Raw genomic sequence first — 22,682 nt, forward strand, 5'->3', positions numbered from 1 at the left:
CGTGAGCGGGACCTGAGGGCCGCGGTTTTTCGTGGCTGGGTTCGCGAGTTTTCGCGGTTAGCTCCGGTTTGGAAGTCGGGGAGTGATCCGCGTGCGGTCGGGAAACCTGCAGCTTTCCAACTTAAATCTGGCCCGCCGGCGCTTGGCGCCGCCTGTCACGGTCTCCGGGAGAGTGCGATGAAGGCGTCAGCGAGGACGGCGTCGCTGACCTGGTCGATGCTGGGGTAGCTGCGCAGTTGGGCCGGGGACGAAGGTGGGGTGCCATTCTGCTGCGTGAATTTGGCGAACGCATCGGAGATCCGCTTCGCCGTGCTGCTCGCTGCAGAGGTGACCACCACATCGCCGCCGTCGCTGTAGTAGAGAGAGCTATCCCAGACGGGGTCGACGAGCTTGTCGGCGAGGCCGAACTGGCGCGTCGGTCCGGAACCGATGGCGCGCAGGCCCGGGACCTGGCCGCCGGAGTTGAGTTGCAGATAGGCGGGGAGGGTGGCGCGGTAGGCGTCGGGCAGATACGGGGCGAGCGCCTGCGGGTCGGTGGGCAGGTGGCCGCCGTTCGCGGCCATTGCCTGCTTGAGGGCATCGGCGACCATGGGCGCGACGCGTTGGCGGGCTTTGAGCCGGAGGGCCGCGAGCGCCTGGCGGTAGGAGGCTTCGGAGTCGAGGGCGATGCCCTTGACCGCCTCGAGCCAATCCTCGGCGGTGAGGACGTCCAGCTGCGGGACCCGCCACTCGGGGTGCTGGTCGAGGAAGCCGGCGAGTCGCTGGGCCTTGTCGATCCACTTGAGCATCGCGTCTTCATACGCGGCAGCCAGCGGCGCGCCCGCGGCCGGCGCCGGGGTGGTTTCGCTCGCCGGGACCGGGGCGGCCGCCGCGGGCGCAGGTGACGGCGTGGCGACGAACCGGGTGGACGGGGGCCGCGCCGCGGCGCGGGCGAGGGCGAGTTCCGTATTCAGATGCTGGATCTTCACCCACGCGTACGTGGCGAGACCCGCGAGCAAGACCCAGGGGAGGAGGGAACGAATCATGCGTGGGGAAAGGAAGCTTCGGCAGGAGCTATGCATGGGTCAATCCGCGGGTCGTGCGGGATCCTGCCGCGTGGCGGTGCATCCGGTCCGGCCATTTGACTTCCCTGGCTTATGAGATACAGGGATTTCTGTGAAATCTACCGTCAGCATCAGCGAGGGGCAGGACTCGTTTCCGGCCTTGGTCAAGGCGGCCGAAAAGGGCGGGGTCGTGACCGTCACGCGGCACGATGAGCCCGTGGCTTGTGTGATCGGGCATGACCGGATGAGCGCGATCGCGGAGACGCTCGAGATCCTCGGCAACGCTGTAGCCATGAAGGCGATCACGGAGCACAGAGCGGGGCGCACGAAGTTCGGACAACTCGACGACATTCCCGAATGACCCGCGAAGTCCGGCTTTCGGCGCAGGTAATTGCTTTCGCGAAACGCTTGGCGCCGGAGCCGCGGCGAGCGCTCAAGCAGGGGCTCAAGGGGCTGCAACAGGAGCGCGGTGACATCCGAGCGCTGGAAGCGAACCTCTCCGGCTATTACCGGCTCCGGGTTGGCCGCCACCGGATCATTTTCAGCTACGGCGCGGATGGGGCGATCGACGCGGTCTTCATTGAAGAGCGTCAGCTTGTTTACGAGCTGTTCGAGGCGCAGTTCATCAAGCGACTGAAGTCATGAAGAATATCGGCTTCCTGTCCTTCGGTCATTGGACGCCCTCGTCGCAGTCGCAGGCGCGATCGGCGGCGGATGTGCTGTTGCAGTCCATCGAGCTCGCAGTGGAGGCGGAGCGCATCGGGATGGATGGAGCGTACTTCCGGGTGCATCACTTTGCCCGGCAACTGGCATCGCCGTTTCCGTTGCTGGCGGCGGTGGGCGCACGCACGCGGAAGATCGAGATCGGGACCGCGGTCATCGACATGCGGTATGAGAATCCGCACTACATGGCCGAGGACGCCGGCGCCGCCGATTTGATCGCGGGTTCACGGCTGCAGCTGGGCATCAGCCGCGGTTCGCCGGAGCAGGTGATCGAGGGGTGGCGCCACTTTGGCTACCGGCTCAACGAGGGTGAGGACGATGCGGGCCTGGGACGGCGCCATGCGGAGGCCTTTCTCGGGCTGCTCGAAGGAAAGGGTTTTGCGCAGCCCAACCCGCGGCCGATGTTTCCCAATCCACCCGGGCTCTTGCGCCTCGAGCCGTTCTCGGCGGGATTGCGGGAGCGGATCTGGTGGGGCTCGGCGACCAATGCGACGGCGGTGTGGGCGGCGAAGCATGGGATGAACCTGCAGAGTTCGACGCTGAAGTTCGACGAGTCGGGTGAGCCGCTGCACGTCCAGCAGGCCGCGCAGATTCGTGCCTACCGCAAGGCGTGGGCCGAGGCGGGCCACACCCGGGTGCCGCGCGTGTCGGTCAGCCGCAGCATCTTTGCCCTGATGGATGGTCGCGACCGCGCGTATTTCGGGAGCGACGAGGAGCAGCGGGATCAGATCGGCTTGATCGACGCGAACACGCGGGCGGTCTTCGGGCGCAGCTACGCGGCGGAACCGGATGTGCTCATCGAACAACTGCGGCGAGATGAAGCCATCGCCGAGGCGGACACCCTCCTGCTGACGATCCCCAACCAATTGGGCGTGGCCTACAACGTCCACGTCATGGAGGCCATCCTCGCACACGTCGCGCCCGCCCTCGGCTGGCGCTGACCTATGCCTTCGCCCGGGCGGGGATCCAGTTATTTAGCGCCGGGGGAAGGTGAAGGTCGATCCACGTGTGTATCGCCTCCGCTTTCCGGCGGTACAGAATCCCGAGGTAGATGATCCCGAGCCCGATGAAGCTGAGGACGAAGGGGAACGCGAAGGAGTCCTTGAACAGGTCGTGGGCGAGGTGCCCCAGGTAGAAGCAGACGCCGAGCGCGCCGAACAGGATGAAGGTTCGCCGCCGGAGAATAACCGCGGTCGCGACGAGCCCCAGGTTGATGAGAAAATAGATGAACTTCCCGAGTTCGCTGCTGCTGTTCATCGCGGTGAGGCCGCCCCAGAAGGTCAGGAGCCCGAAGAGGTAGCCCCAAAACGTGAGGTCCTCTTGTTTCCGCCGAAGGTCGGCTAGGTAGGTGAAGCCGAGCATGAGCAGGCCGAAGGCGACGGAGAAAAACTTCTTTTCATCCCCGCTGAGCGGCTGGGTGAAGAAGAGTTCGGGCGCGTCCATGGACGCATACCATAGCGCGTAGGCGATCGGTGCCGTGATGAAGGGGAAGCGCCACTTCCTGAGCGTGAAGAGTCCGACCAGGACCGTGCTCGCTTCCATGACGAGCCAGCTCCCATTGACGTAGGGATGGAAGCGGCTGTAGCCGCCCGGGTCTGCGACGGGCCAGAAACCGGTGGCGCGTTCGATGCCGTACACGGCCAGCGGCGTCATGCAGACTGCCGCCGTGAGCAGCAGACCGCCTGGTACCCGGCGATGGGCCGTGTTCCAGAAGCGGGCGCCGATCAGGTAGAACAACGTGGCATAGGCGAGGGCAACGATCGCCAGTCCGAGGCCGTCGAGGTAGTCCCAGGCATTGGTCATGAACCAGCCCATGGCTCCGATGATGATCAACGCGCCGAAATAGTAGGCGACGTTCTCGGCGTCGAATTTCGGCGCCTGGGTCTCGTTGGGCTTCGGCTGAAGCTTCGCCCAGAGAATCTCGGCCTGTTCACGGGAAATGCCGGAAAGACGGGCCGACTCGTGGAGTTCGTCGTAGCTGACCTTAACCGCACCTGCTTTCTTCATGACTACGGGTACCGCGTGGTGGTTTTTTTGAGGGACGGCGATCGTGACCGCCGCCAGTGCACGGTGATCGCGAGGCTGCTCCAAGGCGAGGCGATAGCCGGAGCGCGTCAGGGGCACGAAAAACCCGCCGGGCCAAGGGGGCGCGGCGGGCGGAAGATGTGGCGCTGGCGCGGTGTTCGCGTCAGCGCATGGGATTCTCGTCAAGAACGCTCAGCGGTACTCTTCGCCGGTGTTGGCGTTGATAATTTTGAAGTTCTCCACGTGGTAGTTGAGGTCGGCGCGGAAGGCCAACTTCACCCCGAAGAGCTTCTCCATCCGGACGAGCAGGTCGGCGTCCTCGCTGCGCAGGCGCTCGAGGATGCTCGGGTGCACCATGACGCGGAGCGAGTACTCCTTGCCGTCCTTGCGGAGCTGCAGTCGGCGGACCACCGAGCTGAGCTTGCGCTGCAACTCGACGCTCATCGTCGTCGCGCTCTTCACGATGCCGCGACCGCGGCAGTACGGGCAGTCGGTGTAGAGGTTGGACGAGAGCGACTCCTGCTGCCGCTGGCGGGTCATCTGCATGATGCCGAGCTGCGAGATCGGGAGAATGTGGTTCTTGGCTTTGTCCGTCGACATGAGCTCCACCATCTTCTCGTAGATGGCGTTCCGGTGCCGGCGCTCCTTCATGTCGATGAAGTCCATGATGATCAGGCCGCCGAGGTTGCGCAGCCGGATCTGCCGGGCGATTTCCGCCGCGGCCTCGAGGTTGACGGCGTAGATGACGTTCTTCTCGTCGCCGCCGCGGTTCTTGTGGGAACCGGTGTTCACGTCGATGGCGATGAGCGCCTCGGTCTCGTCGATGATGATTTCACCGCCGGACGGGAGCGGCACCTTGCGCTGGCCGGTCTGCTCGATCTGCCGCTCGATGTTGAAGCGCTCGAAGATCGGAATGCTGTCCTTGTAGAGCGCGATCTTGCTGGCGGAGCGCTTGGAGATCTGGCCGACGAGCCGCTGGGTGCGCTCGTGGTCGTCCGGGCTGTCGATCAGCACGCGGTCGACCTCCTCGGTGAGGAAGTCACGGACGGTGCGCTCGACGAGGTCGGGCTCCATGTAGAGGCAGGCGGGGGAGCGCTCGCTCTTCATCTTGGCCTGAATGTCCTCCCAGGTCTTGAGGAGGATGTGCAGGTCGCGGACGAAATAGCGGGCTTTCTTGCCCTCGCCGGCGGTGCGGACGATGACGCCGACGCCCTCGGGGAGGGTGAGCTCGTTGATGAGTTGCTTGAGCCGCTTGCGCTCGGCCGGGTCCTCGATCTTGCGGGAGATGCCGCAGCCCTCGCTGAACGGGGTCAGGATGAGGTAGCGTCCGGGGATGGAGAGGTTCGTCGTGGTGCGCGGGCCCTTGGTGCCGATGGGGCCCTTGGTGACCTGGATGACGATCTCGCTGCCCGGAGGATAGAGATTGGGGATGTCCTTGACCGTCGGTTCGGCGGGGCGCTCGGGCTGGTTCCGGCGGCGGTTGACGCGGACGACCTCGACGGAGGAGTCGGCGGCGGCCGGCAGCATGTCCCAGTAATGGAGGAACGCGTTCTTGGTGTAGCCGATGTCGACGAAGGCGGCCTTGAGGCCCGGGTCGAGGTTCTTGATGCGGCCCTTGTAGATGCCGCCGACCATGCGGTTGTCGGACTCGCGCTCGATCTCGAACTTCTCGAGCCGGCCATCGACGAGGAGAGCCACCCGCTTTTCGAGCGGCTCGGAATTGATGATGAGCTCGCGGTAGGAGCCTTTTTCCTTCTGGAACACCGCGAGGATCTTCTGGAGGAGGGGACGCTGTTTGGCCCGTTCGGCGGCGCCGGCTTTCAGTTCGGCGTTGCTGACCGGCTTGACCTCGCGTTCGGGCGGCGGGTTGACGAGTTCCTCGTCATACTTTTGGGCGACATCCGGCGGGATGCTGCCGGATGAATCGGGCTGAGACTGAGGTTGTTCGCTCATGGCGGGTGTGCGGCTTGTTTACGGGGCACCCGAGTGCGGCGGTTGCGGCGCAGGAAATTCCGGCAGGGCGGTCAATGGCGACGCAGGGCTTCATGAGAAGTCCTTTCGAAAGCGCCAGACGCTCTGGACCAGTCCTTGCAGCAAGCAGCAACTGAGCACAAAGGAGCCACCGTAGCTGATAAAGGGAAGCGGTATGCCCGTGATGGGCACCAGCCCGATGGTCATCGCGATGTTCACAAACACATGCACCGCAAAGAGAACTGTCACGCCGATGGCGAGGAGCGTCCCTAATCGGTCCCTTGCGGAACCCGCGATGCGTATGCCGTTGAACAACACTATTCCAAACAGGCCCAGGACCGTGAGGCTTCCCAGAAATCCTTTCTCCTCGGCGATGACCGAGAAGATGAAGTCGTTATGCGAGACCCCGGTCGGCAGATAGCCGAGCTGGGCCTGCGTCCCTTCCGTCCATCCCTTGCCCGCCAGACCGCCGCTGCCGACGGAGATCAGCGATTGGCGGAGGTTCCAGCTCGGGCCGGTGCCCTTGGGGTCGATGGTGTCGGGGGAGACAAAAGTGAGGATCCGCGTCCGCTGGTAGTCGTGGAGCGGGAGAAAAGAATGCGGCTCGTACTTCCCTAAGTCCTTCTTGGTGTAAGAGTAGCCATTCTCTTTCATAAACCTGGCAAACTGCCAGGTGTCGATGGAAACGATGCCGACGATGACCGCGAAGGCTCCGAGCGCGCCCAGGAAGAACCGGGTCGACAGCTTTGAAACGTAGAGCATCGCGAATACCATCGGGGGCAGGACAATCGCCGACTTCAGGTCGGGCTGCTTCAAGATCAAGAGCATGGGTACCCCCACCGCAAGGGCCAATTTCCCGAGGGTGCCAAGCGACTGCACCACGGTGCCGACCTTGGAGTGCATCAGGATGCTGGCGGTGATCAGGAGGACGGCGATCTTGGCGGTTTCGGAGGGCTGGTAGCTGATGAAGCCGAGGTTGATCCAACGCTGTGCGCCCCAGGAGCTTGAGCCGCCGCCGATCCCAGGGATGAGGACCAGGAAGAGGGGGATCATGCAGGCGGCATAGAACCAGTGGGCGACGCTGAGCCAGAAGCGGTAGTCGATCAGGGAGACGACGACGTAGATGGCGCTCCCCAAGATGAGGTAAATGATCTGCTTGAACCATTCCTCGCGGAGCAGCGAGGGGGTGACGTGGACATTGGCGAAGGTCGCCGAGTAGATGAAGGCGATGCCGAAGGCGCTCAGGCTCAGCAGCGCGAGCGGCGTCAGGGCGTCCCACTTCCCGCGTGTCGTAGGTTTGAAGACAGCCAGGGACTCGGTGAGCGCGGGGAGATTCACGATACGGGACGTCGATCGGACGAGGAGGTGCAGGAAGAGAACCTGCAACCTCAGCCGGCGCAATGTTTGTTCGTCGCCCAAATGGCCGGACGCCGGGAAACGCCCGCGCGGTGCTTCGGGGCCTCGGAACCGGGCCGGTGAGGATCAGCGCCAGAGCGCGCCGGGGCAGACGCGCGTCACGACACCGAGCGGCAACACGTCCGCGAGCCGCGGTTGGCGGCGGGGCTGGTCGCTGCGCGAGACGCGAGGCAGGTCGGCGAGGCGCCGCAAGAATCCGGCAAAATCGGCGCCGTATCGTTCCGGCTGATGCGCGGTGGCCAGGGCGCGGCCCCGGTCCCGGCAGGTGGCGATGGCTCCCGCCGGCTCGCGGCTCAACTCGCCAATGCGCTGCGCCAGCGCCCGCAGGTCGCCTGGTGGATAGTGGCAGCGCGCGTCGATCAGTGGCGCGTACACGTCGCCCAGACTGCCGCCGATGGCCGGAAAGAAAGGAATCACGCCTGCCGCGAGGCCCTCGACCAGCGCGAGCGGCATGCCTTCGGTCTCGCTGAAAAAGACCATGGCGTCCCAGCGCGACAGCACACGCCAGTAATCCTCGCCAGTGCGCCAACCGTGGAACACCACGCGGCCGCCCAGCGCGCGCTCAAGCGCGGGCCGCAGCCTTCCATCGCCGAGGACCTCGCAGCGCGCGGCAACGCCGGCCTTGGCCAGTGCCTCGACGAAAGCCGGCAACCGGTCGGCCCGCTTCTCGCTCCGTTCGAGCCGGCCGGCGTATCCAATGGTCCATGGCGTGGTCGCGGGTTGGCGCGGCGCCAGCGGCGATGGCTCCACGGGCGCGCACACGCCCAGTACGCGTTCCGGTGCCAGCTCGGGCAGCGCCCTGGCTACCGCGGACCGGACCGCCGGTGTCGTCACCACGACTCCGTCCACCCAGCCCCGCAGCCGCGGCAAGAATGGCGCCACGAACGTCGGGCCGCCGTGCAGGTAGGCGACGCGACGCGCGCTCTCGTCGCCATCCGCCAGCAGCGGGAGACCCCAGGCATTGTGGTACACGACGGTTGCACCGCGGTGTCCGGACATCGCCGCGCTGAACCGTCGGCGAATGATGAACAAGGGGTGGCGCCAATCGGCTCGCAGGGAACCGCGGTGCGCGTCGGGGGCATCAGGCACCCGGTCGAAGAGGGCGAGCTGCCACGCGGCGAGCTGCTGCGCCACGTCCACGCGGCGATGCCAGCGCAGCAACGTTTCGATGCCGCCTCCGGTCGTCACCCACGGCGCCACATGTACGACCCTGTGCGTTGGCGCGCTCATGCCATCAGCTTGGCGCGGTATAGCGCCGCGTGGCGTGCCGCGACGACGGGCGCGGTGAACGCGCGCAATGCCGTCTCATCGCGCTGCCAGCGCGTGAGCACGTCGCCCGTCGCCAATTGTTGCCACGCCGTCGCGAGCCCCGCCGGCGAATCAGCCTGAAATAGCCAGCCACCGCGCGCCGTCGCGACCAGATCGCGCGTGCCTGCGGCGTCCGAGGCCAGTACGGGCACGCCGGCAACGAGCGCTTCCAGCGCGGCCATCGATGACGCCTCCCAGCGTGAGGCGACCAAGAGGCAGTCGATCGTCGCAAAAAAGTCCTGAAGGTCCGGCATCTCGCCCCACCACTCCACCCGGGAGTTCAACCCCAACGGTGCGACTCGTCGTCGCAATTCCGCCGCGTAGGCCGCGCTCTCAGGGGTGCCGTCCTCTCCGCCGGCGTGGATGACGTTGATCGGTGCCCCTGCCGGCAACCGCGCCAGCGCCTCGAGCACCAGCTCCCATTGCTTGATCGGCACGAGAGCCCCCGCGCAGCCGAACGTCACGCGTCCCGCCCGACGCGGCAGCCGGGGCGCTGCGCGCCAAGCCGCCGCCGGCACACAATCCGGCAGGCAGCCCTCCCAGCTTGGGTCGCGCAATTGGTAGTGCCGTTTCATCGCCGGTCCGAGCCAGTGCAGGTCGGCGCCCAGCCGGCGCGCCGCGAACCGATAGAACCAGCGCTGCCGTCCGAGAACGTGCACGGTGGCGAGGACGCGTGACTGACGCCACCGGCGCAGCCACAGCGCGACGAGGAGTCCTGGCCGGGAGTGGGCGTGAAACACCCGGGTGCCATCGGCCGCGAGCCAGGTTCGCACGCATCGCGCCACCGCCCGCGCCCGCCAGAGGCATGCCCAGTCGATCCGGTCCGGGCCCACCGCTGGAAACTCCAGCGTCGGCAAGGCCGGCATCAGATCCCTCGGATATCCGGGGCCAACGCCGAGAATGCTCGCGAACGCGTCGCTGCCTTGGGCCAGCGCCTGCAACGCTGCGATCGTCCCGCCGCGACTGCTCTGGTGGCCGACGTAGTGAAGGACCGTCGGTCTGGCATCCGAGGCGGCCATGGTCAGTAACGTGGCTGAACGGGGAAGCCCGCCCGGCGCAGCATCAGCCAGAACGGTCCCTTGGCCATGCCTCCGAGCGCCTCGCGCCACGATCCCGCGTCGGCTCGTACGGCGGCGATCAGGTCGCGCGCAAAGCGCAGTTTGGTCCCGGCCGAGGGCGCCACCCGTTGGGCGAGCGCGCTATGAAAAGCCGCCAGCAGCGGAAAACCTTCGGCCCGAAAATCATCCGCATAGAGTCGAAACGCGGTGCCCAATGACATGCCCGCCGCCAGGCGGGCGTCCACCGTGGCGAAGGCCTCGTCGATCCGTTCCGGGCGGCCGGCCCGGCGCCGCGCAGCTGCGAGCCGGATCGCGCACGTGCCCAACTCGTGCGCCAGGGGCATGGCCACGGTGCTCGAATGCGGGTGTCGGCGATAGGAGTAGAGGGGAAGCGAGAGGGCTCCGACACGCGCGCCGGCTTCGAGCAGCCGGAGCACAAAATCGTAGTCGGGCGCCCAGCGCACGGCCGGGCGATACTCCAGTCGACGAAACCACTCGGCGCGCGCGAGGAGCGTCGGGTTTACCACCGGCATTCCGAAAGGCGCCTGTCCGCGGATCGCCTCGGGCGAGTGAGTACTGTCGATCCGGCCGGTCACGGTGCCGGCCTGGTCGATGGTCTCGGCGTCGGTCGCGATGGCATCGAGCGATCGATCGGCGGCGAGCGCCTTCAGCTGGAGCTCCAGCCGCAGCGGATGCGACCGGTCGTCACCGTCCGTCAGGGCGATCCAGGACGCCGTGGCGTGGGCGATCGCGAGGTTGATCCCGGTGCTGATACCCCGGTTCACCGGCTCGGTGAAAAGGCGCAGGCGCGGGTCGGTCACGGCGCGCTGCAACTGGTCGACGGAGCCGTCGGTCGAGCCGTTGTCGATGACGATCAGTTCCAGGTCGGTGAACGACTGGGCCAGCACGCTACGCACCGCCTCGACCAGCCACGGACCGTGGTTCCAGTTGAGCATGATGACGGAGACGGCGGGCATGGCGCGGGCGCGGGAGATTCGGAGCTTTCACCACGACCGGCAATGCCCATATTCCGAGCCCACTGCGCGATGCGTGCCGCCCCTCCGACTCCAGCCGGCCAGACCGTGCCCGGCCCGACGGGCGGGGGCGGTCGCGCGCTCGCCGTGGCGCAGGGGGTGCGTTTCGTCGTGCGGGCCGGCGGGGCGATGGGATTGGCGCGGTTGCTGGCTCCGGCCGATTACGGCCGGTTTGGCATGGCCGCGATCGTGTACGGCTTGCTGTTTCTGGTGCGCGATCTTGGCGCCGGTGCGGCGGTGCCGCAGCCCGGGCTCACGCCGGCGCAGTTCCGGGCGATGTGCCGCTTTGGCGTGATCGGCGGGCTGGTGATCGGCCTGGTGTGCGCGGCCACCGGACCCATTGCCGCGTGGTTCTACGCCGAACCCCGACTCACGCTCCTGCTGGCCGCCCTGGCCCTCGCGTTTCCCTTTGCGGGGGCCGCGGCGCCCCGCGTGGCGCTCTGCTACCGCGAAGGGCACGCGGGCCGCGCGGCGCTCATCGACACCGTGGCGCTCCTGGGCAGCACCCTCCTCGCGGTGGCGGCGGCGTTCGCGGGGGCCGGCGCCTGGGCCCTGGTCCTGCTTGCCGTGGCCGGCGAAGTGATCACGTGCGCGCTGGCGGTTCGGCTGTGTCCATGGCATTCGGATACGGCGGACGCGGCCCCCTTGCCCTGGCGCCGTTTGCTGGGTTTCGGCGCGCAACTTTCGGTGCATAACGTCGCGCAGTATTTTCAGCGCGCCAGCGACCAGATCGTCGTCGGGCGCGTCGCGGGTGCCGATGCGCTCGGCGTGTATGGCCGCGGGGTGCAGGCGACGGCGCTGCCGGCGCAGTTCACGGTGGCGCCGTTCACGGCGTGGATTGTCGCGGAGCTGGCCCGCGTGGCCGGCGATGGGCTCGCGTACCGCGCGCGGTTTCGGGCGCTGCTGAATGGCGTGATGCACCTGACGCTGCCGGCGGCGGCCGTCTGTGTGGCCGTGCCGGAGCTGGTCGTGGGCGTCCTGTTTGGTGAACGCTGGGCGGGGGCGGTCCCGGTGGTGCGCTGGCTGGGGCTGGGATTAGCGCTGCAACCCTGGTTGTTTGTGCCGACCTGGCTGCTGATCTCGAGCGGGCGAACACGCCGGCTTGCGCTGCTGGGGTTGCTCGGGCTGGTCATCACCGCGGTCGCGGTGTGGTCGCAACGGCAGGGGGCGGGCGAGCAGATGGCGCAGGCTATGGCGGTGGCGGCGCTGGTGGTGGCGGCGACGACGGTGCCGCTGGCGGTGGCCGCCTCGCCGGCGGCGATGGGCGACGTGGTGACGGCGAGCGCGCGGCCGCTCATCTTGAACGTCGGCCTGGGGCTCGTGCTGGCAGCGGCGCAACACGCCGGCCGGCCGACGCTCGGCGGCCAGCTGGGTGTCGCGGTGGGCGCGGCCCTGCTCTATCTGGGGTTGGCCTTCACGGTGGCGAAAGGCGTGCGCCGCGAATGGCTCGGCCACTTCCTCTGGCGCGCATGAACCCTCGGACACGAGATCGACTCGGGTTGGCTGCCGGCGGCGTGCTGGCGGTGGCGGTGGGGTGGTGGGTTGCGTCCGGCGACTTCCTTTTGCCGACCCTGCTGGCGGTGGCCGGCGTGGCGGGCGCGTGCACGCTCGCGCTGGGCCTGTCGTTCGATGTGCTCGTACTGGGCGGGCTCCTGGTCGGGTACATCGTGGGTAATCGCGGCTTCGCCCAGCTGTCGCTCGTGCCGGGCTTTCCGCTCCTGCCCGCTGAGGCGGGGCTCGCGCTTGGACTCGGCTGGCTGGGGGTAAGGGCCGCGGTGGCGCGGCGCTGGCCCTGGCGGCGGGACGCACTGAACGTGGCGGTGCTGGCATGGATGATCATCGCGTCGGGCCGGATCGTCACCGACGTGCGGGTGCATGGCTTTCTGGCGCTGCGCGATTTCGCCATGGTGTATTACGCGCTGTTCTTCTTCGTGGCGCAGGACCAGGCCGCGCGGACCGGTCTGGCGCGTCGGTTTCTGGGCGGCGCGCTGCTGCTGGCGACGGTCGCGGCGATCCCGCTCTTCGAATTTTTCCGGCGGTACCCCGAGTTCTTCCTCCAGCAACTCACCTTCCGGGGAACACCGCTGATCTTCGTGAAAGGTGACCTGGTGGCGACGTTTCTGGCGGCGGGCGTGATCCTGACGTTTGCGCGCTTCGAGCGCACGCGCCGCTGGCCCTGGCTGCTCCTGGCGTTGGCGGGGACGGTGACCGTCCTCAGTTCGGACAATCGCGCGTCGCTCGTGGGCCTTTTGGCGGCGACGGGATGGTTCGTCCTGGCCCGGCGCTGGCTGTGGCTGAAGGTGCAGGCGCTGGCGCTGGGGTGTGCGGCGTTGCTGCTGCTGGGGGCGGCGGTGTTCGGGTGGGTGAGCCCGGGAGCCAGACCGCTGACACCGGTGTACCAGCGGGTGGCATCGATCGTCGGCGTGGGGAGTGGTGCCAGTGCGGATGCCGACGCGGGCTACAAGATCGATAACAACCGGTTTCGGCTCGTGTGGTGGCAGATGGTCGCGCGTGAAACGCTGACCCAGGCACCGTGGTTTGGCCTCGGGTTCGGCTACGATCTGGCGGAGCCGTTTACGCGCGTGTACTTTCCAGACGCCGAGGAGGATTTTACCGCGCGCAGTCCGCACAGCATCGTGGTGACCGCGCTGGGGCGCACCGGTGTCATCGGCCTGACGGCGTTCCTGGTGGTGATCGGAGCGATCGCGGCGCGCACCTGGCGCGAGCTGCGGCTCCCCGCGTCGACGGGCGGCAACTCGGAGTACTGGCTGGTGGCCTGGGTGATCCTCACTAGCGCGTGCTTTGGCGTCGTGTTGGAAGGACCAATGGGTGCGGTTGTCTTCTGGACGGTGCTCGGACTCGCGAATGCGCCGCGGGAGGGGGTGACCGCCTCGGCGGACGCGCTGGGCGAACAGAATTCGGATTTCTGACCAGGAATTTGAAGGCAAGCAGCACTGGGTTTGAGGAGGCTCCTTGGGCCTGCCGCGACTTGGCCGAGCGGGGCGGGCGGCGGTGGACCGCGGGGGGCGGTTCATCGCCGCTGGCCTGGCCGGCTGGGGCTAGAAGCTGAACGTATTTGTCAGCACGTAGCTTCGCGGTTCCGGAATGTCGTAATTCGTGACGAAGCCTGAGCCGTAGTTTGCGCGCTGCGCGGTCAGCCGCTGGGAGTCGAGGAGGTTGCGGATGTTCAATTGCACGCGCCACGTGATCTTCTTGTTCAGCTTGCGGGTGTACCCGACCAGGGCCTCTGCCTCCTCCATTGCTTTGCCGTAGATCGGGCTGTCGAGGGCCGGCACGTTGAGCTGGGCTGGCGCGCCTGGGAGCGGGAACGCGTTATCGACATACGCATAGCGGTAGCCGATCACGCTGCGGGCGCGCCACCGGTAGCCACCGCCCACGAACACGCCCTTGAGCCGGCCGGAGGTGAAATCGTAGCGGGTGAACAGGTTGGCCCGCCAGTTCCGGCCTTGGTCGACGGACTGCCCTTCCACCTGCTTGATCAGGTTCAGATTCTGAATGATCCCGAGGTAGTAAGTCTGAATCGTCGTCGTGCCGGTGTTCGGGCCCTGGAGGTCGCCGTATTGCGCCCAGATCGGCGACCGGGCCTGGATGAAGTTGATCCAGTTGCTCGCGATGTCGGACTGGACGGCCGTCGCATGCGATCCGTTCAAGGTGAGGCGCCAGTTCTTGATCGGGTTGAAGGTGAGTTCGGCTTCGTAGCCGCGGGAGACCTGATGGGAGAAGAATTCGCCGCCCACCGCGGGGTCGAAATGGAAGGGCTCCGGGATCGGGGTGGTGACGCGCCCGTCGGTCTGCGCCTGGGCGAGGGTGAGCTCGATATTCTGAATCGCCGGCATGATCAGGGTTCGGTAGGTGACCGCTGAGTCCGGACCGGTGCTGTTGTGATATTTGTTCAACCGGAATGACACCCGGTTATCCCACAGGCGCAGCATCACACCGTAGTCCTTGCCCTTGCCGGTGGAACCCTCGATGGCGGCGCCGGTGAGCGGGTCGAAGGAGGAGCGCGGTGGGTTCCAGGTGTTGGACTGATTGTAGAAGACGGAGACGCCGCGCAGGAGGTGAAGCACGGCACCGAACGTCTCGGTGTTGCCCTGGGTGAACACCGACCAGTTGGTCGGCGGCTTGCGCGCCCAGGTTGGGAGGTAGCCGGAGGTGCTGGAAGCGGTGAGATTGGTGGGTACCCACGGTGCCGAACGCACGTTGTCCTTGCGCAACCCGACGTTCAGGACGAGGCGGCCACGCAGGAAGATGTTCTGCATCGCGAGCAGGCGGCTTTGCGTGAGGCTGTTGATGCCGTTGCCCTTGGCACTGGACCCATATGGCGTCCGCCACCCGATGTTGTAGCGGCTGCCATCCGGCAGGGTGTAATCGGTGACTTTGCCCGCGGTGTCCCACGGCAGCGTGACATAAAATGTCTTCCCGGTGGCGGGCTGCAGCGGATCGGAGAGATAGTAGCGGCCGGCCGGCGTGGTCAGGGTGTTGTAGGCATTCGTGATGGCATCGACCGTGGTGAGCGTCGAGGGGATGAGCTTGGCCGACATGCCCTGGTTGGCGGAGAAGATCTCCGAACTCGACCACATGCCGGCGAAGCGGTGGCGGCCCAGCCAGCGCAGCCAGTCGCTCCGCTTCGTCACGTCGACGTCGTAGGAAAGCATGATGCGCGCTTCCTCGGTCTGCTTGCGCCAGTAGTACGCGGTGTTGGCGCCGAGATCGACGTAGTACCGGCCGAGATTTGGGTTCGGCGTGATTCGGTCGGGCAGATAGACGTTGGGGTCGGCGCGAAGGCCGGCGCTGCTCAGCGGGTTGCTCGCGACCCGGTCCATCCGTTCCGTGTTGTAGTCAATTTCGAGGTACAGGTCGCCCGGGAGGCGCTGCTCGATCGAGGCGCCGAAGATCTGCGCGGTGGTGACGTCGCGCTTGGTGTTGCCCTCCACGGTCACGTTGAAGGGGGAGACGGTCTCGTCGTGCGGCAGGCTGTAAGTGTAGCTGTCCGAGCCGGTCTGATTCGGGCTGGTGCCCGGGCCGATGGTCACGGCCGAATAGGCGGTGGTGGGCAGGTTGATATTGGCGCTGGAGCCTGAGCCCCAGGATACGTACGGGTCCGACGTGCTCGCGGTGGCGCCCAGGATGTAAACCGGGGTCGTCGTCGTGTTGCGGGCGAAGATGCCGCGGTTGGCCGTGTTGATCAGCGTGGGGCTGTTGAGGCCGTTATTGAACGCGGGCCGGCCGGCGTTGATCCACGGCGTCACCAGGTCCAGCGTCCGGATGTTGCGCGCGAGTGTGCGGTCGAGGTCCAGCTTTTCGAAATACGCCCGCACGGTGGTCGAGGTGAAGGGCTTGGCGGCGATCGCGCCGTAATAGCGTCGGTCCTCGACGGCGGTGGGCCGGCGCCACCCTTTGGTGTCATCGAACAGCGCGTCAAATCGGACCGCCAGGCGCTGCTTGATCAGCGGCTGGTTGAGATCGATGGATTGGCGGCCGGACCCGTAGTTGTTGCGGCGCAGCGTGGCCGAGTAGCTGGCGCGGGTGAGATTTGCGCGGTTGAGTGCCACGTCGACGATGCCGGCCGGGTTGCCATTGCCGAAGAGGATCGAGTTGGGGCCGCTCGAGAAGTTTACCCGCTCGAAGTTGTAGGTGTCCTGCGGCACATAGCTGACGAAGAAGTCATGCGTCACACCAGGCGCGGCGAGGCCGCGGGCGCGGGTGAGCAGCGCGGGATCATTGCCGGTGTCCTTGGCATTTGAATACTCCTGCTGGTTCTCGACGTTGATCGAATAGCGGTAGGCGTCCTCGAGGGAGGCGGCCGCCAGGTCGTCCAGGAGCGCCTTGGTCATGACGGACACCTGCGCGGACACGTCCTGGAGATCGGATTTGAAGCGGGTGCCGGCCAGCGTTTCGCGTGAGGCGTAGCCGGTATCGCCGTCCGACGAGACGACGAATGGGCTCATTTCGACCGGCGCCTCGGCGGCGGCGGGCGATGGCGGAGGAACGGTCTGAGCGTGGAGAGCAACACCGAGGGTGAGCACGGCGGAGCCGCAAAGGCGGCGAAGGGGTAGTCCGACGAATCGCATGAGGTTCAGAGGTTTTCCTCAGAATCGTACTGGAATCCCGGTGGGCGCATCATTGGCCGATCGGACAAGCCGGTTGACGTCGGCGAGTTTTCCGCCGGAGTCCCCGCTGCGCTGTCCTCGGTATTGGCGGGAATGCGCCTCGGCGGGTGGTCAGGTCCGGGGTTGGCGAGCGAGCCACGCCTGTACGCGGGACCAGACGGAATCGACGCTCAGGGAGAGCAGGCAGTCAGGTTGGGCGAAGCGGCATGCGTCGAAGCACGGCTTGTACTCACAGGGAGCTCCCTCGATCCAGGCGGCGTCAGGGTGCTGCGGGGCGAAAAGCTCGGGGCGTTGCGGACCGAAGATCGTGAACGTTGGCACATCGAGGAGCGCCGCGAGATGGCCCGGCCCGGAGTCGTTGCCGATGAAGCGGTCGGCGGTGCTCAGCACGTCGACAAGGGTGTCGAGGTCGCTGACGGTGTCGTCGACCAGCGACGGTTCCCATCCCTCAGCGCGCAGTCGGGCGGCGAGCGCATGGTAACGCTCGATCGGCCAGCGGCGCACAGGGTGCCCGGCGCCGGTGTGGATTACGATCCGCCGGCCGCTGCGCACGCCATGCGACTCCGAGGCGAATCGTGGCAGGTCCCATCCCATCGCGGTGGCGAGCGCGCGCCATTGCTCAGCGCGGTGCATCAGGCCGATGCATGGCAGCCGCTTGGTCAACAGCCGGCCGGAGCCGGCACGGGGAAATCCTATGCGCTCGCGCGCACCGCTCAGCGTCAGCAACGCGTGGTCGCGGGGATCGGCCCGCGCGGAGATACCGGCATCAAAGCCGCCCGCGCGCAGCGTGCGGCGCAGTGCCGCAAGTTCGCGCCAAGGCCAGCGGTGCAACCGGTATTTTCCGCGAAAAGCTGTCCAGGGTGCGATGAACGGCACGAGCCCGACCTCGGGTGCGAAACGGGCGAGCAGCGGGCCAGCGTGGGGCTTCGCCACGAGCGTCACCTGCAAACTGGCCGAGGCCCGACGCAGAAAGGGCAGCGCGAGCGTGACATCGCCGAGGCCCCAGAGTTCGAGGACGAGCAGGCGTGGCGGGTGGCTGGAATCTGGCGAAGGTTTTGCCAAGCCCCGGCACTTAAGTTCTCAATCGGCGGCATGACAAGCAGCCCAGCATCCCCGGTCCCGGCCGCGCCGCCCACGTGGGCGGGCAGTGGATCGTGGCTTGCCGCGGCGGGGTGCGCGGTGGGCGGCGGGATGGTGTTCCTGCTCTATGGCAACGCGAACCACGGCTACATCGACACGGCCTCGCTCTACTGGTGGTGGGCGTACCAGTGGATCAACCCCAGATCGGAGACGCAGCACGGCTGGTTGATCCTCGCGCTCAGCGGTTGGCTCCTCTGGCGCAACCTCCGCGTGGGCGTGTCTCCCGAGCTGGCGCCATCGGGTGCGGGGGGGCGCTGGTTCGCCGCGCCGGCGTTGGCCGCGCCGTTGGTGGCGATGCTCGCGGGCCTGGCGCTGCATGCGGTGGGGTTCGCGGCGCAGCAGGCGCGGGTGTCGATCCTTGCGCTGCTGCTTTTCCTCTGGGGGGTGCTGCGGTTGGGCGGCGGCCCGCGCTGGGGGCGCGCGGCCGCGTTTCCCGTGGCGTTCCTGGTGTTCGCCCTGCCGCTCAACGCGCTCGACTCGCTTGGTTTCTGGCTGCGCGTCTGGGTGGTTAACGCCGGCGCGGCCGTCGCGCACGCCGCCGGCATCGATGTGCGGCAAAGCGGAACGCAGCTCTTCGCGCCGGACGGTCGCTTCAACTACGACGTTGTGGCGGCATGTTCGGGCGTGCGCTCGCTGCTCGCGCTCGCCGCGCTATCGCTGCTCCTGGGTTATCTCTCGTTCCGGGCGTGGTGGCGGCGCGGCCTGCTCCTGCTACTGGCGTTCCCGCTCGTGTACGTGGGCAACGTGGTCCGGATCCTCGCGATCGTCGTGGCGGCCGAAGTCGGCGGCGAGGCGTGGGGCAACCGCATCCACGTCGTCATGGGCTACGGCGTTTTCGTGATCGTGCTCGGCGGCGTGTGGGGTGTTGCCGCGTGGCTGCAGCGATCCCGGCCGGAGCGGCCGCGCGCGCCGGCGCCGGGCGCGGCTGGCGCCGTGGGGGCGAGGGTGTCAGGCCGGGGCGCGGGTTGGGTCGTGGCCGGCGTGGTCATCACGCTGGCGCTGACCGAGGGCGTTTTGCTCCACCGCCTGGCCACGCGGCCGGCGCTCGGCCGGGCGGGGGTGGCGTTGGCGGCCGACGGACTCAATCCGGTCGAGTTGCCCGTGATCCTTGGGCGCGATTGGGTGGGCCGGCCGGCGGCGGTTTCGGCCGTGGAGCGGGACATCCTGCCGCCGGACACCGGGTATTCCCGGATGGAGTATGTGGCGCCGCGGGATGGCCGGCGGGTGTTCTTGTCGATCGTGCTCAGCGGGCGCGATCGTACGTCCATCCATCGTCCCGAACTCTGCCTGGTGGGCCAGGGCTGGACGATTCGCGGGCGGGCGACGCACCTCTTCCGGCACCCGCAGCGGCCGGGCGGCCCGATTCCGGCGTCGCTCCTGCGCGTCGATCGGCAGCAGCCGACGTCGACGGGGCCGGTGGTCGTGCCGCAGCTAGTCGCCTACTGGTTTGTCGGCGGTGATGCCGAGGTGCCCACCGCGTGGGAACGCATGGCACGGGACGGTTGGAACCGGGTGTTCCGGGCGCGGGCCGACCGGTGGGCTTACGTGCTCCTCCTGACGGATGCGACCGACGGCGAGGAGGCGGCCCTGGGGCGGATGCAATCGGTGCTGGAGCGCACGCTGCCGGTGTTTGCGCCGATGCCAGTCGGCGGCGTTAGGGTGGGTCGGCCAGCGGGGCGCTGACGGCCCGGCGGCCGGCTTCAGAGGCGGCTTAGGGGCCGCGCCAGCCAACACTTTGGGGGGCCGCCGAACCTGGCGCGGGGACCAAGCCGAGGCTTGAGGTTTGTCATTCGGGGCATACGGTCACCGTCCCTTGACGACAGTGAGCGCAGCCGACTTCGCGTTTCTGTTCGCCGAAAGCGACCCTGTCGACTGGTCGCTTCCGGCGGTTTTGGTCGTGGGTGGAACGATTGGTTTCCTGATCGTCTGGGCCTTCACCCGCCATACCCGCCGGGTGGCGCATGAGCAGGCGGCGGAACTGGTTGAGGTCGCCCGCCGCGAGGCCGCGGTGGCCGCGGAGGAACTGAAGCAGAAGGCGGAGGCGGAAATTCAGGACAAGCGGGCGGAGCTGAACCGCGAGTACGATCGCCGCGAGATCGAGATGGACGTGCGGCTGCGGGAGATCCGGGCGCACGAAGAATCGCTGGCCCTGCTTGACTACCAACTGGAGCAGCGTCAGGAGCGGCTCAACCGCGAGAACGCCGCCATCAAGCAGGCGCGGGACGCGATCCGGGGACTTTCCAAGAGCGTCCGCAAGCGCCTCGAGGGCGTCTCGCAGATGGACGCCGACGAGATCAAGCGGCAGTTGCGCGAGGAGGTCCTGCTCGAGTGTCAGGACGAGCTGCGGGCGCTGCGCCGGGCGACCCTGGAGAAATCGGAGCAGGAGCTGCAGAACGACGCGCGCCGGATCCTGGTGGCCGCGATGCAGCGCATCGCCAGCAAGCCGAACAACGACCTCACCGCGACGATCGTCCAGTTGCCCAACGAGGACATGAAGGGCCGGATCATCGGCCGCGAGGGCCGGAACATCAAAGCCTTCGAGGCCGCGACCGGCGTGACCCTCCTGATCGACGAGTCGCCGCAGATGGTGCTGTTGTCCTCTTTCGATCCGGTCCGCCGCGAGATCGCGCGCAGCGCGCTCGAGAGCCTGATCAAGGACGGCCGGATCCATCCGGCGTCGATCGAGGAGTTTGTGAAGCGGGCCAAGGAGGAGATCGACCTCATCACCACACAGGCGGGCGAGGATGCGGTTTCGAAGCTGAACATCAACGGGCTGCACCCGGAGATCATCAAGCTGCTCGGCCGGCTGAAGTACCGCTTCTCCTACAACCAGAACGTGCTCGATCACTCGATTGAGACGGCCTTCCTCGCGTCCCTCATCGCCAGCGAGGTTGGCCTCGACCCGAACGTCGCGAAGCGCGCCGGGTTGCTGCACGACCTCGGCAAGGCGGTCCCGGGCGACCTTGAGGGCAGCCACGCCATGATCGGCGCCGAGTTCATCAAGCGCTACGGCGAGACGCCGATCGTGGTGAACGCGGTGGCGGCGCACCACGAGGAGGTCCGCCCCGAAACAGTTTACGCGGGCCTGATCATCCTGGCCGACACGCTGTCGGCGGTGCGCCCCGGCGCGCGCGCCGAGTCGATGACCAACTACATCCAGCGGCTGGGCCGGCTCGAAAAGCTGGCACTCTCGCTGGAAGGCGTGCAGCAGGCGTTTGCGATCCAAGCGGGTCGCGAGATTCGCGTCGTGGTTTCGCCCAGCGAGGTCACCGACGACCGCGCCCGCGAGATTGCGAAGGAGCTGCGCCGCCGGATCGAGACCGAGCTCCAGTACCCGAGCACGATCAAGATCACGGTGATCCGCGAATCGCGCTTCACCGAGACCGCAACCTGAGCGCGGCGCCCGGCCCGGCGTCGGCCACGCGGATTGGCGGCGAGCGGCATGCGCCGGCTTGCGATGCCCCGGGTTCCCGGCATACAGCTTCCGACCAACGTTTCCCATGGCCGACCCGAAGATCCTCGAGACCTTTCCCAATCCCGCGCCCCAGCGCGACTACGTGATCGAGCATACGCACCACGAGTTCACGTCGCTGTGTCCCATCACCGGCCACCCGGATTTCGCCCACATCACGGTGCGGTACGTGGCCGACAAGATCTGCGTCGAGCTGAAGTCGCTGAAGCTCTACTTCCACGCCTTTCGCAACGAGGGCATCTTCTTCGAGGCCGTCACCAACAAGATCTGCGATGACCTCGGTACGGTTTTGAAGCCCCGGCAGCTGACGATCATCGCCGACTGGAAGGCGCGCGGCGGGTTCACGTCCGTGATCACCGCCGAGTGGAAGCCGGCCGCGCGCAAGGGTCGCTCCGCTCGCTGATCCGGGCCGCGCTCACGCGTCCATCCCCGGCCGGGCGGATCACCGGATCGAGTGCGACCGCCCATCTCGGTTTGTCGCCGTTCATGGCCAACGGTCTCGCCATCGCGCGTGCCGGTGGCAGCGTCTTGGCTCCACCCTGACCATGAAAACGCTGCTCTCGCTCTGTCTTGCTACGCTGACCGCCGCGGCCGCCTGGGCCGCTGAGTCCGTGCCCGTGTTCAACGCCACCCTGACGGTGGGTAAACAAAGCCGGTTCATGCTCGTCGACGTCGATGGCAAATCCAGCTCCTGGCTCAAGCTCGGCGACGCGTTTGCCGGGTTCACGCTCAAGGAGTTCGACGCCAAGACGACCACGCTGTCCCTGGAGAAGGACGGCAAGGTGACGCCCGTTACGATCGCCTCCGGCTCCGTGGCGGAAGGCGAAAGCGCCGCTGCGAAGTTCACGCCGGCCACGATCGCCGAGGCGACCGCCGTGCTCGACGCGATGCACTTCGAGGACGTGCTCGACAAGACGATGGCCGGTGCGCGCAAGCAGCAGGTTGCGATGATCGACCGCATGATGTCCCAGATGGGGCTCTCCGACGTCGACCGCGCCGACGCCGTGGCCATGCAGAAGAAGATCATGGACACGATGATGGCCGCGGTGTCCGGCAGTGAGCTGAAGGCCGACGTCGCGAAAGCCTACAGCGAGATCTTCTCGAAGGAGGAGCTGCAGCAGCTGGGTAATTTCTACGCTTCGCCGCTGGGCCAGGCGTTTTCCGACAAGCAGCCGGCGCTGGCTGAGAAGATGAACCAGATCATCATGCCGCGCATGATGAGCGCCATGCCCAAGGTGCAGGCGATCGCGAAGGAGTTTGCGGCCGAGCAGATGAAGAAGAAGGCGGCCGCCGCCGCTGCGGCCAATCCCACCGCGAACGCCGTCCCGACGCCCGAGACGAATTGAGGAAAGTGAAAGTGA

At 67.1% G+C, this 22,682-nt stretch carries 18 protein-coding genes; 9 read left to right on the forward strand and 9 right to left on the reverse strand.

What is annotated here, in order from left to right; all coding sequences use genetic code 11:
* Window positions 1–155: 155 nt before the first annotated feature.
* Complete coding sequence (locus DB354_RS09395; RefSeq protein WP_107835286.1) at window positions 156–1,025, reverse strand: hypothetical protein; 870 nt, start codon at window positions 1,023–1,025, stop codon at window positions 156–158.
* 130 nt (window positions 1,026–1,155) lie between these two features.
* On the opposite strand from DB354_RS09395, the gene DB354_RS09400 reads away from it, so the two are divergent.
* From DB354_RS09400 to DB354_RS09410, 3 genes are read left to right on the forward strand one after another with little or no spacing between them, the layout of a single operon-like run.
* Complete coding sequence (locus DB354_RS09400; RefSeq protein ID WP_158277454.1) at window positions 1,156–1,404, forward strand: type II toxin-antitoxin system prevent-host-death family antitoxin; 249 nt, start codon at window positions 1,156–1,158, stop codon at window positions 1,402–1,404.
* Window positions 1,401–1,688, forward strand: a complete 288-nt coding sequence (locus DB354_RS09405) for a hypothetical protein (protein WP_107835290.1) — start codon at window positions 1,401–1,403, stop codon at window positions 1,686–1,688. Before DB354_RS09400 ends, DB354_RS09405 begins: the two co-directional genes overlap by 4 nt.
* Complete coding sequence (locus DB354_RS09410; RefSeq protein ID WP_107835292.1) at window positions 1,685–2,707, forward strand: LLM class flavin-dependent oxidoreductase; 1,023 nt, start codon at window positions 1,685–1,687, stop codon at window positions 2,705–2,707. Before DB354_RS09405 ends, DB354_RS09410 begins: the two co-directional genes overlap by 4 nt.
* A 1-nt stretch (window position 2,708) precedes the next feature.
* On the opposite strand, the gene DB354_RS09415 is transcribed toward DB354_RS09410, so the two are convergent.
* The 6 genes from DB354_RS09415 to DB354_RS09440 all read right to left on the reverse strand — a co-directional run bounded on the left by DB354_RS09415 (window position 2,709) and on the right by DB354_RS09440 (window position 10,521).
* Window positions 2,709–3,773, reverse strand: coding sequence for a DUF2157 domain-containing protein (locus DB354_RS09415; protein ID WP_146180170.1), 1,065 nt, complete (start codon window positions 3,771–3,773; stop codon window positions 2,709–2,711).
* A gap of 210 nt (window positions 3,774–3,983) precedes the next feature.
* The gene (locus DB354_RS09420) at window positions 3,984–5,744 is read right to left on the reverse strand and encodes an Rne/Rng family ribonuclease (protein WP_107835296.1); all 1,761 of its coding nucleotides are present in this window, start codon (window positions 5,742–5,744) and stop codon (window positions 3,984–3,986) included.
* 90 nt (window positions 5,745–5,834) lie between these two features.
* Window positions 5,835–7,100, reverse strand: a complete 1,266-nt coding sequence (locus DB354_RS09425) for an FtsW/RodA/SpoVE family cell cycle protein (protein WP_233256595.1) — start codon at window positions 7,098–7,100, stop codon at window positions 5,835–5,837.
* A 144-nt stretch (window positions 7,101–7,244) separates the two neighbouring features.
* The gene (locus tag DB354_RS09430; protein WP_107835298.1) at window positions 7,245–8,408 is read right to left on the reverse strand and encodes a glycosyltransferase; all 1,164 of its coding nucleotides are present in this window, start codon (window positions 8,406–8,408) and stop codon (window positions 7,245–7,247) included.
* Window positions 8,405–9,505, reverse strand: coding sequence for a glycosyltransferase family 4 protein (locus DB354_RS09435; protein ID WP_107835300.1), 1,101 nt, complete (start codon window positions 9,503–9,505; stop codon window positions 8,405–8,407). The genes DB354_RS09430 and DB354_RS09435 overlap by 4 nt, the downstream gene beginning before the upstream one ends.
* Window positions 9,506–9,507: 2 nt before the next feature.
* On the reverse strand, window positions 9,508–10,521 hold the full coding sequence (locus tag DB354_RS09440; protein WP_107835302.1) for a glycosyltransferase: 1,014 nt from the start codon (window positions 10,519–10,521) through the stop codon (window positions 9,508–9,510).
* 69 nt (window positions 10,522–10,590) lie between these two features.
* Between DB354_RS09440 and DB354_RS09445 the strand changes: the two genes are divergently transcribed.
* Together DB354_RS09445 and DB354_RS09450 are read left to right on the forward strand one after the other, a co-directional pair.
* Window positions 10,591–12,051, forward strand: a complete 1,461-nt coding sequence (locus DB354_RS09445; RefSeq protein ID WP_158277455.1) for an oligosaccharide flippase family protein — start codon at window positions 10,591–10,593, stop codon at window positions 12,049–12,051.
* The gene (locus DB354_RS09450; protein ID WP_158277456.1) at window positions 12,048–13,508 is read left to right on the forward strand and encodes an O-antigen ligase family protein; all 1,461 of its coding nucleotides are present in this window, start codon (window positions 12,048–12,050) and stop codon (window positions 13,506–13,508) included. Before DB354_RS09445 ends, DB354_RS09450 begins: the two co-directional genes overlap by 4 nt.
* Window positions 13,509–13,637: 129 nt before the next feature.
* Here DB354_RS09450 and DB354_RS09455 read toward each other — a convergent pair whose 3' ends face one another.
* Both DB354_RS09455 and DB354_RS22280 read right to left on the reverse strand, forming a co-directional pair.
* Window positions 13,638–16,547, reverse strand: coding sequence for a TonB-dependent receptor (locus DB354_RS09455; RefSeq protein ID WP_158277457.1), 2,910 nt, complete (start codon window positions 16,545–16,547; stop codon window positions 13,638–13,640).
* A gap of 273 nt (window positions 16,548–16,820) precedes the next feature.
* On the reverse strand, window positions 16,821–17,771 hold the full coding sequence (locus DB354_RS22280; protein ID WP_158277458.1) for a glycosyltransferase family 9 protein: 951 nt from the start codon (window positions 17,769–17,771) through the stop codon (window positions 16,821–16,823).
* A gap of 30 nt (window positions 17,772–17,801) precedes the next feature.
* On the opposite strand from DB354_RS22280, the gene DB354_RS09465 reads away from it, so the two are divergent.
* From DB354_RS09465 to DB354_RS09480, 4 genes are all read left to right on the forward strand, one after another.
* Window positions 17,802–19,532 carry an exosortase/archaeosortase family protein gene (locus DB354_RS09465; RefSeq protein ID WP_158277459.1) on the forward strand — a complete coding sequence of 577 codons (1,731 nt, stop codon included), beginning with the start codon at window positions 17,802–17,804 and terminating at the stop codon, window positions 19,530–19,532.
* 139 nt (window positions 19,533–19,671) lie between these two features.
* On the forward strand, window positions 19,672–21,243 hold the full coding sequence (gene rny / locus DB354_RS09470; RefSeq protein ID WP_107835312.1) for a ribonuclease Y: 1,572 nt from the start codon (window positions 19,672–19,674) through the stop codon (window positions 21,241–21,243).
* A 106-nt stretch (window positions 21,244–21,349) separates the two neighbouring features.
* Window positions 21,350–21,724, forward strand: coding sequence for a preQ(1) synthase (gene queF / locus DB354_RS09475; protein WP_107835314.1), 375 nt, complete (start codon window positions 21,350–21,352; stop codon window positions 21,722–21,724).
* A 142-nt stretch (window positions 21,725–21,866) separates the two neighbouring features.
* Window positions 21,867–22,667, forward strand: a complete 801-nt coding sequence (locus tag DB354_RS09480; protein ID WP_107835316.1) for a DUF2059 domain-containing protein — start codon at window positions 21,867–21,869, stop codon at window positions 22,665–22,667.
* Window positions 22,668–22,682 lie beyond the last annotated feature (15 nt).

Source organism: Opitutus sp. ER46 (assembly GCF_003054705.1).
GTDB lineage: Bacteria > Verrucomicrobiota > Verrucomicrobiia > Opitutales > Opitutaceae > ER46.

What these genes read in the sequence shown, in the direction of transcription:
- DB354_RS09395 (WP_107835286.1), bottom strand. Translation starts at nt 1,025, where the DNA reads ATGATTCGTTCCCTCCTCCCCTGGGTCTTGCTCGCGGGTCTCGCCACG.
- DB354_RS09405 (WP_107835290.1), top strand. Translation starts at nt 1,401, where the DNA reads ATGACCCGCGAAGTCCGGCTTTCGGCGCAGGTAATTGCTTTCGCGAAA.
- DB354_RS09410 (WP_107835292.1), top strand. Translation starts at nt 1,685, where the DNA reads ATGAAGAATATCGGCTTCCTGTCCTTCGGTCATTGGACGCCCTCGTCG.
- DB354_RS09415 (WP_146180170.1), bottom strand. Translation starts at nt 3,773, where the DNA reads ATGAAGAAAGCAGGTGCGGTTAAGGTCAGCTACGACGAACTCCACGAG.
- DB354_RS09420 (WP_107835296.1), bottom strand. Translation starts at nt 5,744, where the DNA reads ATGAGCGAACAACCTCAGTCTCAGCCCGATTCATCCGGCAGCATCCCG.
- DB354_RS09430 (WP_107835298.1), bottom strand. Translation starts at nt 8,408, where the DNA reads ATGAGCGCGCCAACGCACAGGGTCGTACATGTGGCGCCGTGGGTGACG.
- DB354_RS09435 (WP_107835300.1), bottom strand. Translation starts at nt 9,505, where the DNA reads ATGGCCGCCTCGGATGCCAGACCGACGGTCCTTCACTACGTCGGCCAC.
- DB354_RS09440 (WP_107835302.1), bottom strand. Translation starts at nt 10,521, where the DNA reads ATGCCCGCCGTCTCCGTCATCATGCTCAACTGGAACCACGGTCCGTGG.
- DB354_RS09445 (WP_158277455.1), top strand. Translation starts at nt 10,591, where the DNA reads ATGCGTGCCGCCCCTCCGACTCCAGCCGGCCAGACCGTGCCCGGCCCG.
- DB354_RS09450 (WP_158277456.1), top strand. Translation starts at nt 12,048, where the DNA reads ATGAACCCTCGGACACGAGATCGACTCGGGTTGGCTGCCGGCGGCGTG.
- DB354_RS09455 (WP_158277457.1), bottom strand. Translation starts at nt 16,547, where the DNA reads ATGAGCCCATTCGTCGTCTCGTCGGACGGCGATACCGGCTACGCCTCA.
- DB354_RS09465 (WP_158277459.1), top strand. Translation starts at nt 17,802, where the DNA reads ATGACAAGCAGCCCAGCATCCCCGGTCCCGGCCGCGCCGCCCACGTGG.
- queF (WP_107835314.1), top strand. Translation starts at nt 21,350, where the DNA reads ATGGCCGACCCGAAGATCCTCGAGACCTTTCCCAATCCCGCGCCCCAG.
- DB354_RS09480 (WP_107835316.1), top strand. Translation starts at nt 21,867, where the DNA reads ATGAAAACGCTGCTCTCGCTCTGTCTTGCTACGCTGACCGCCGCGGCC.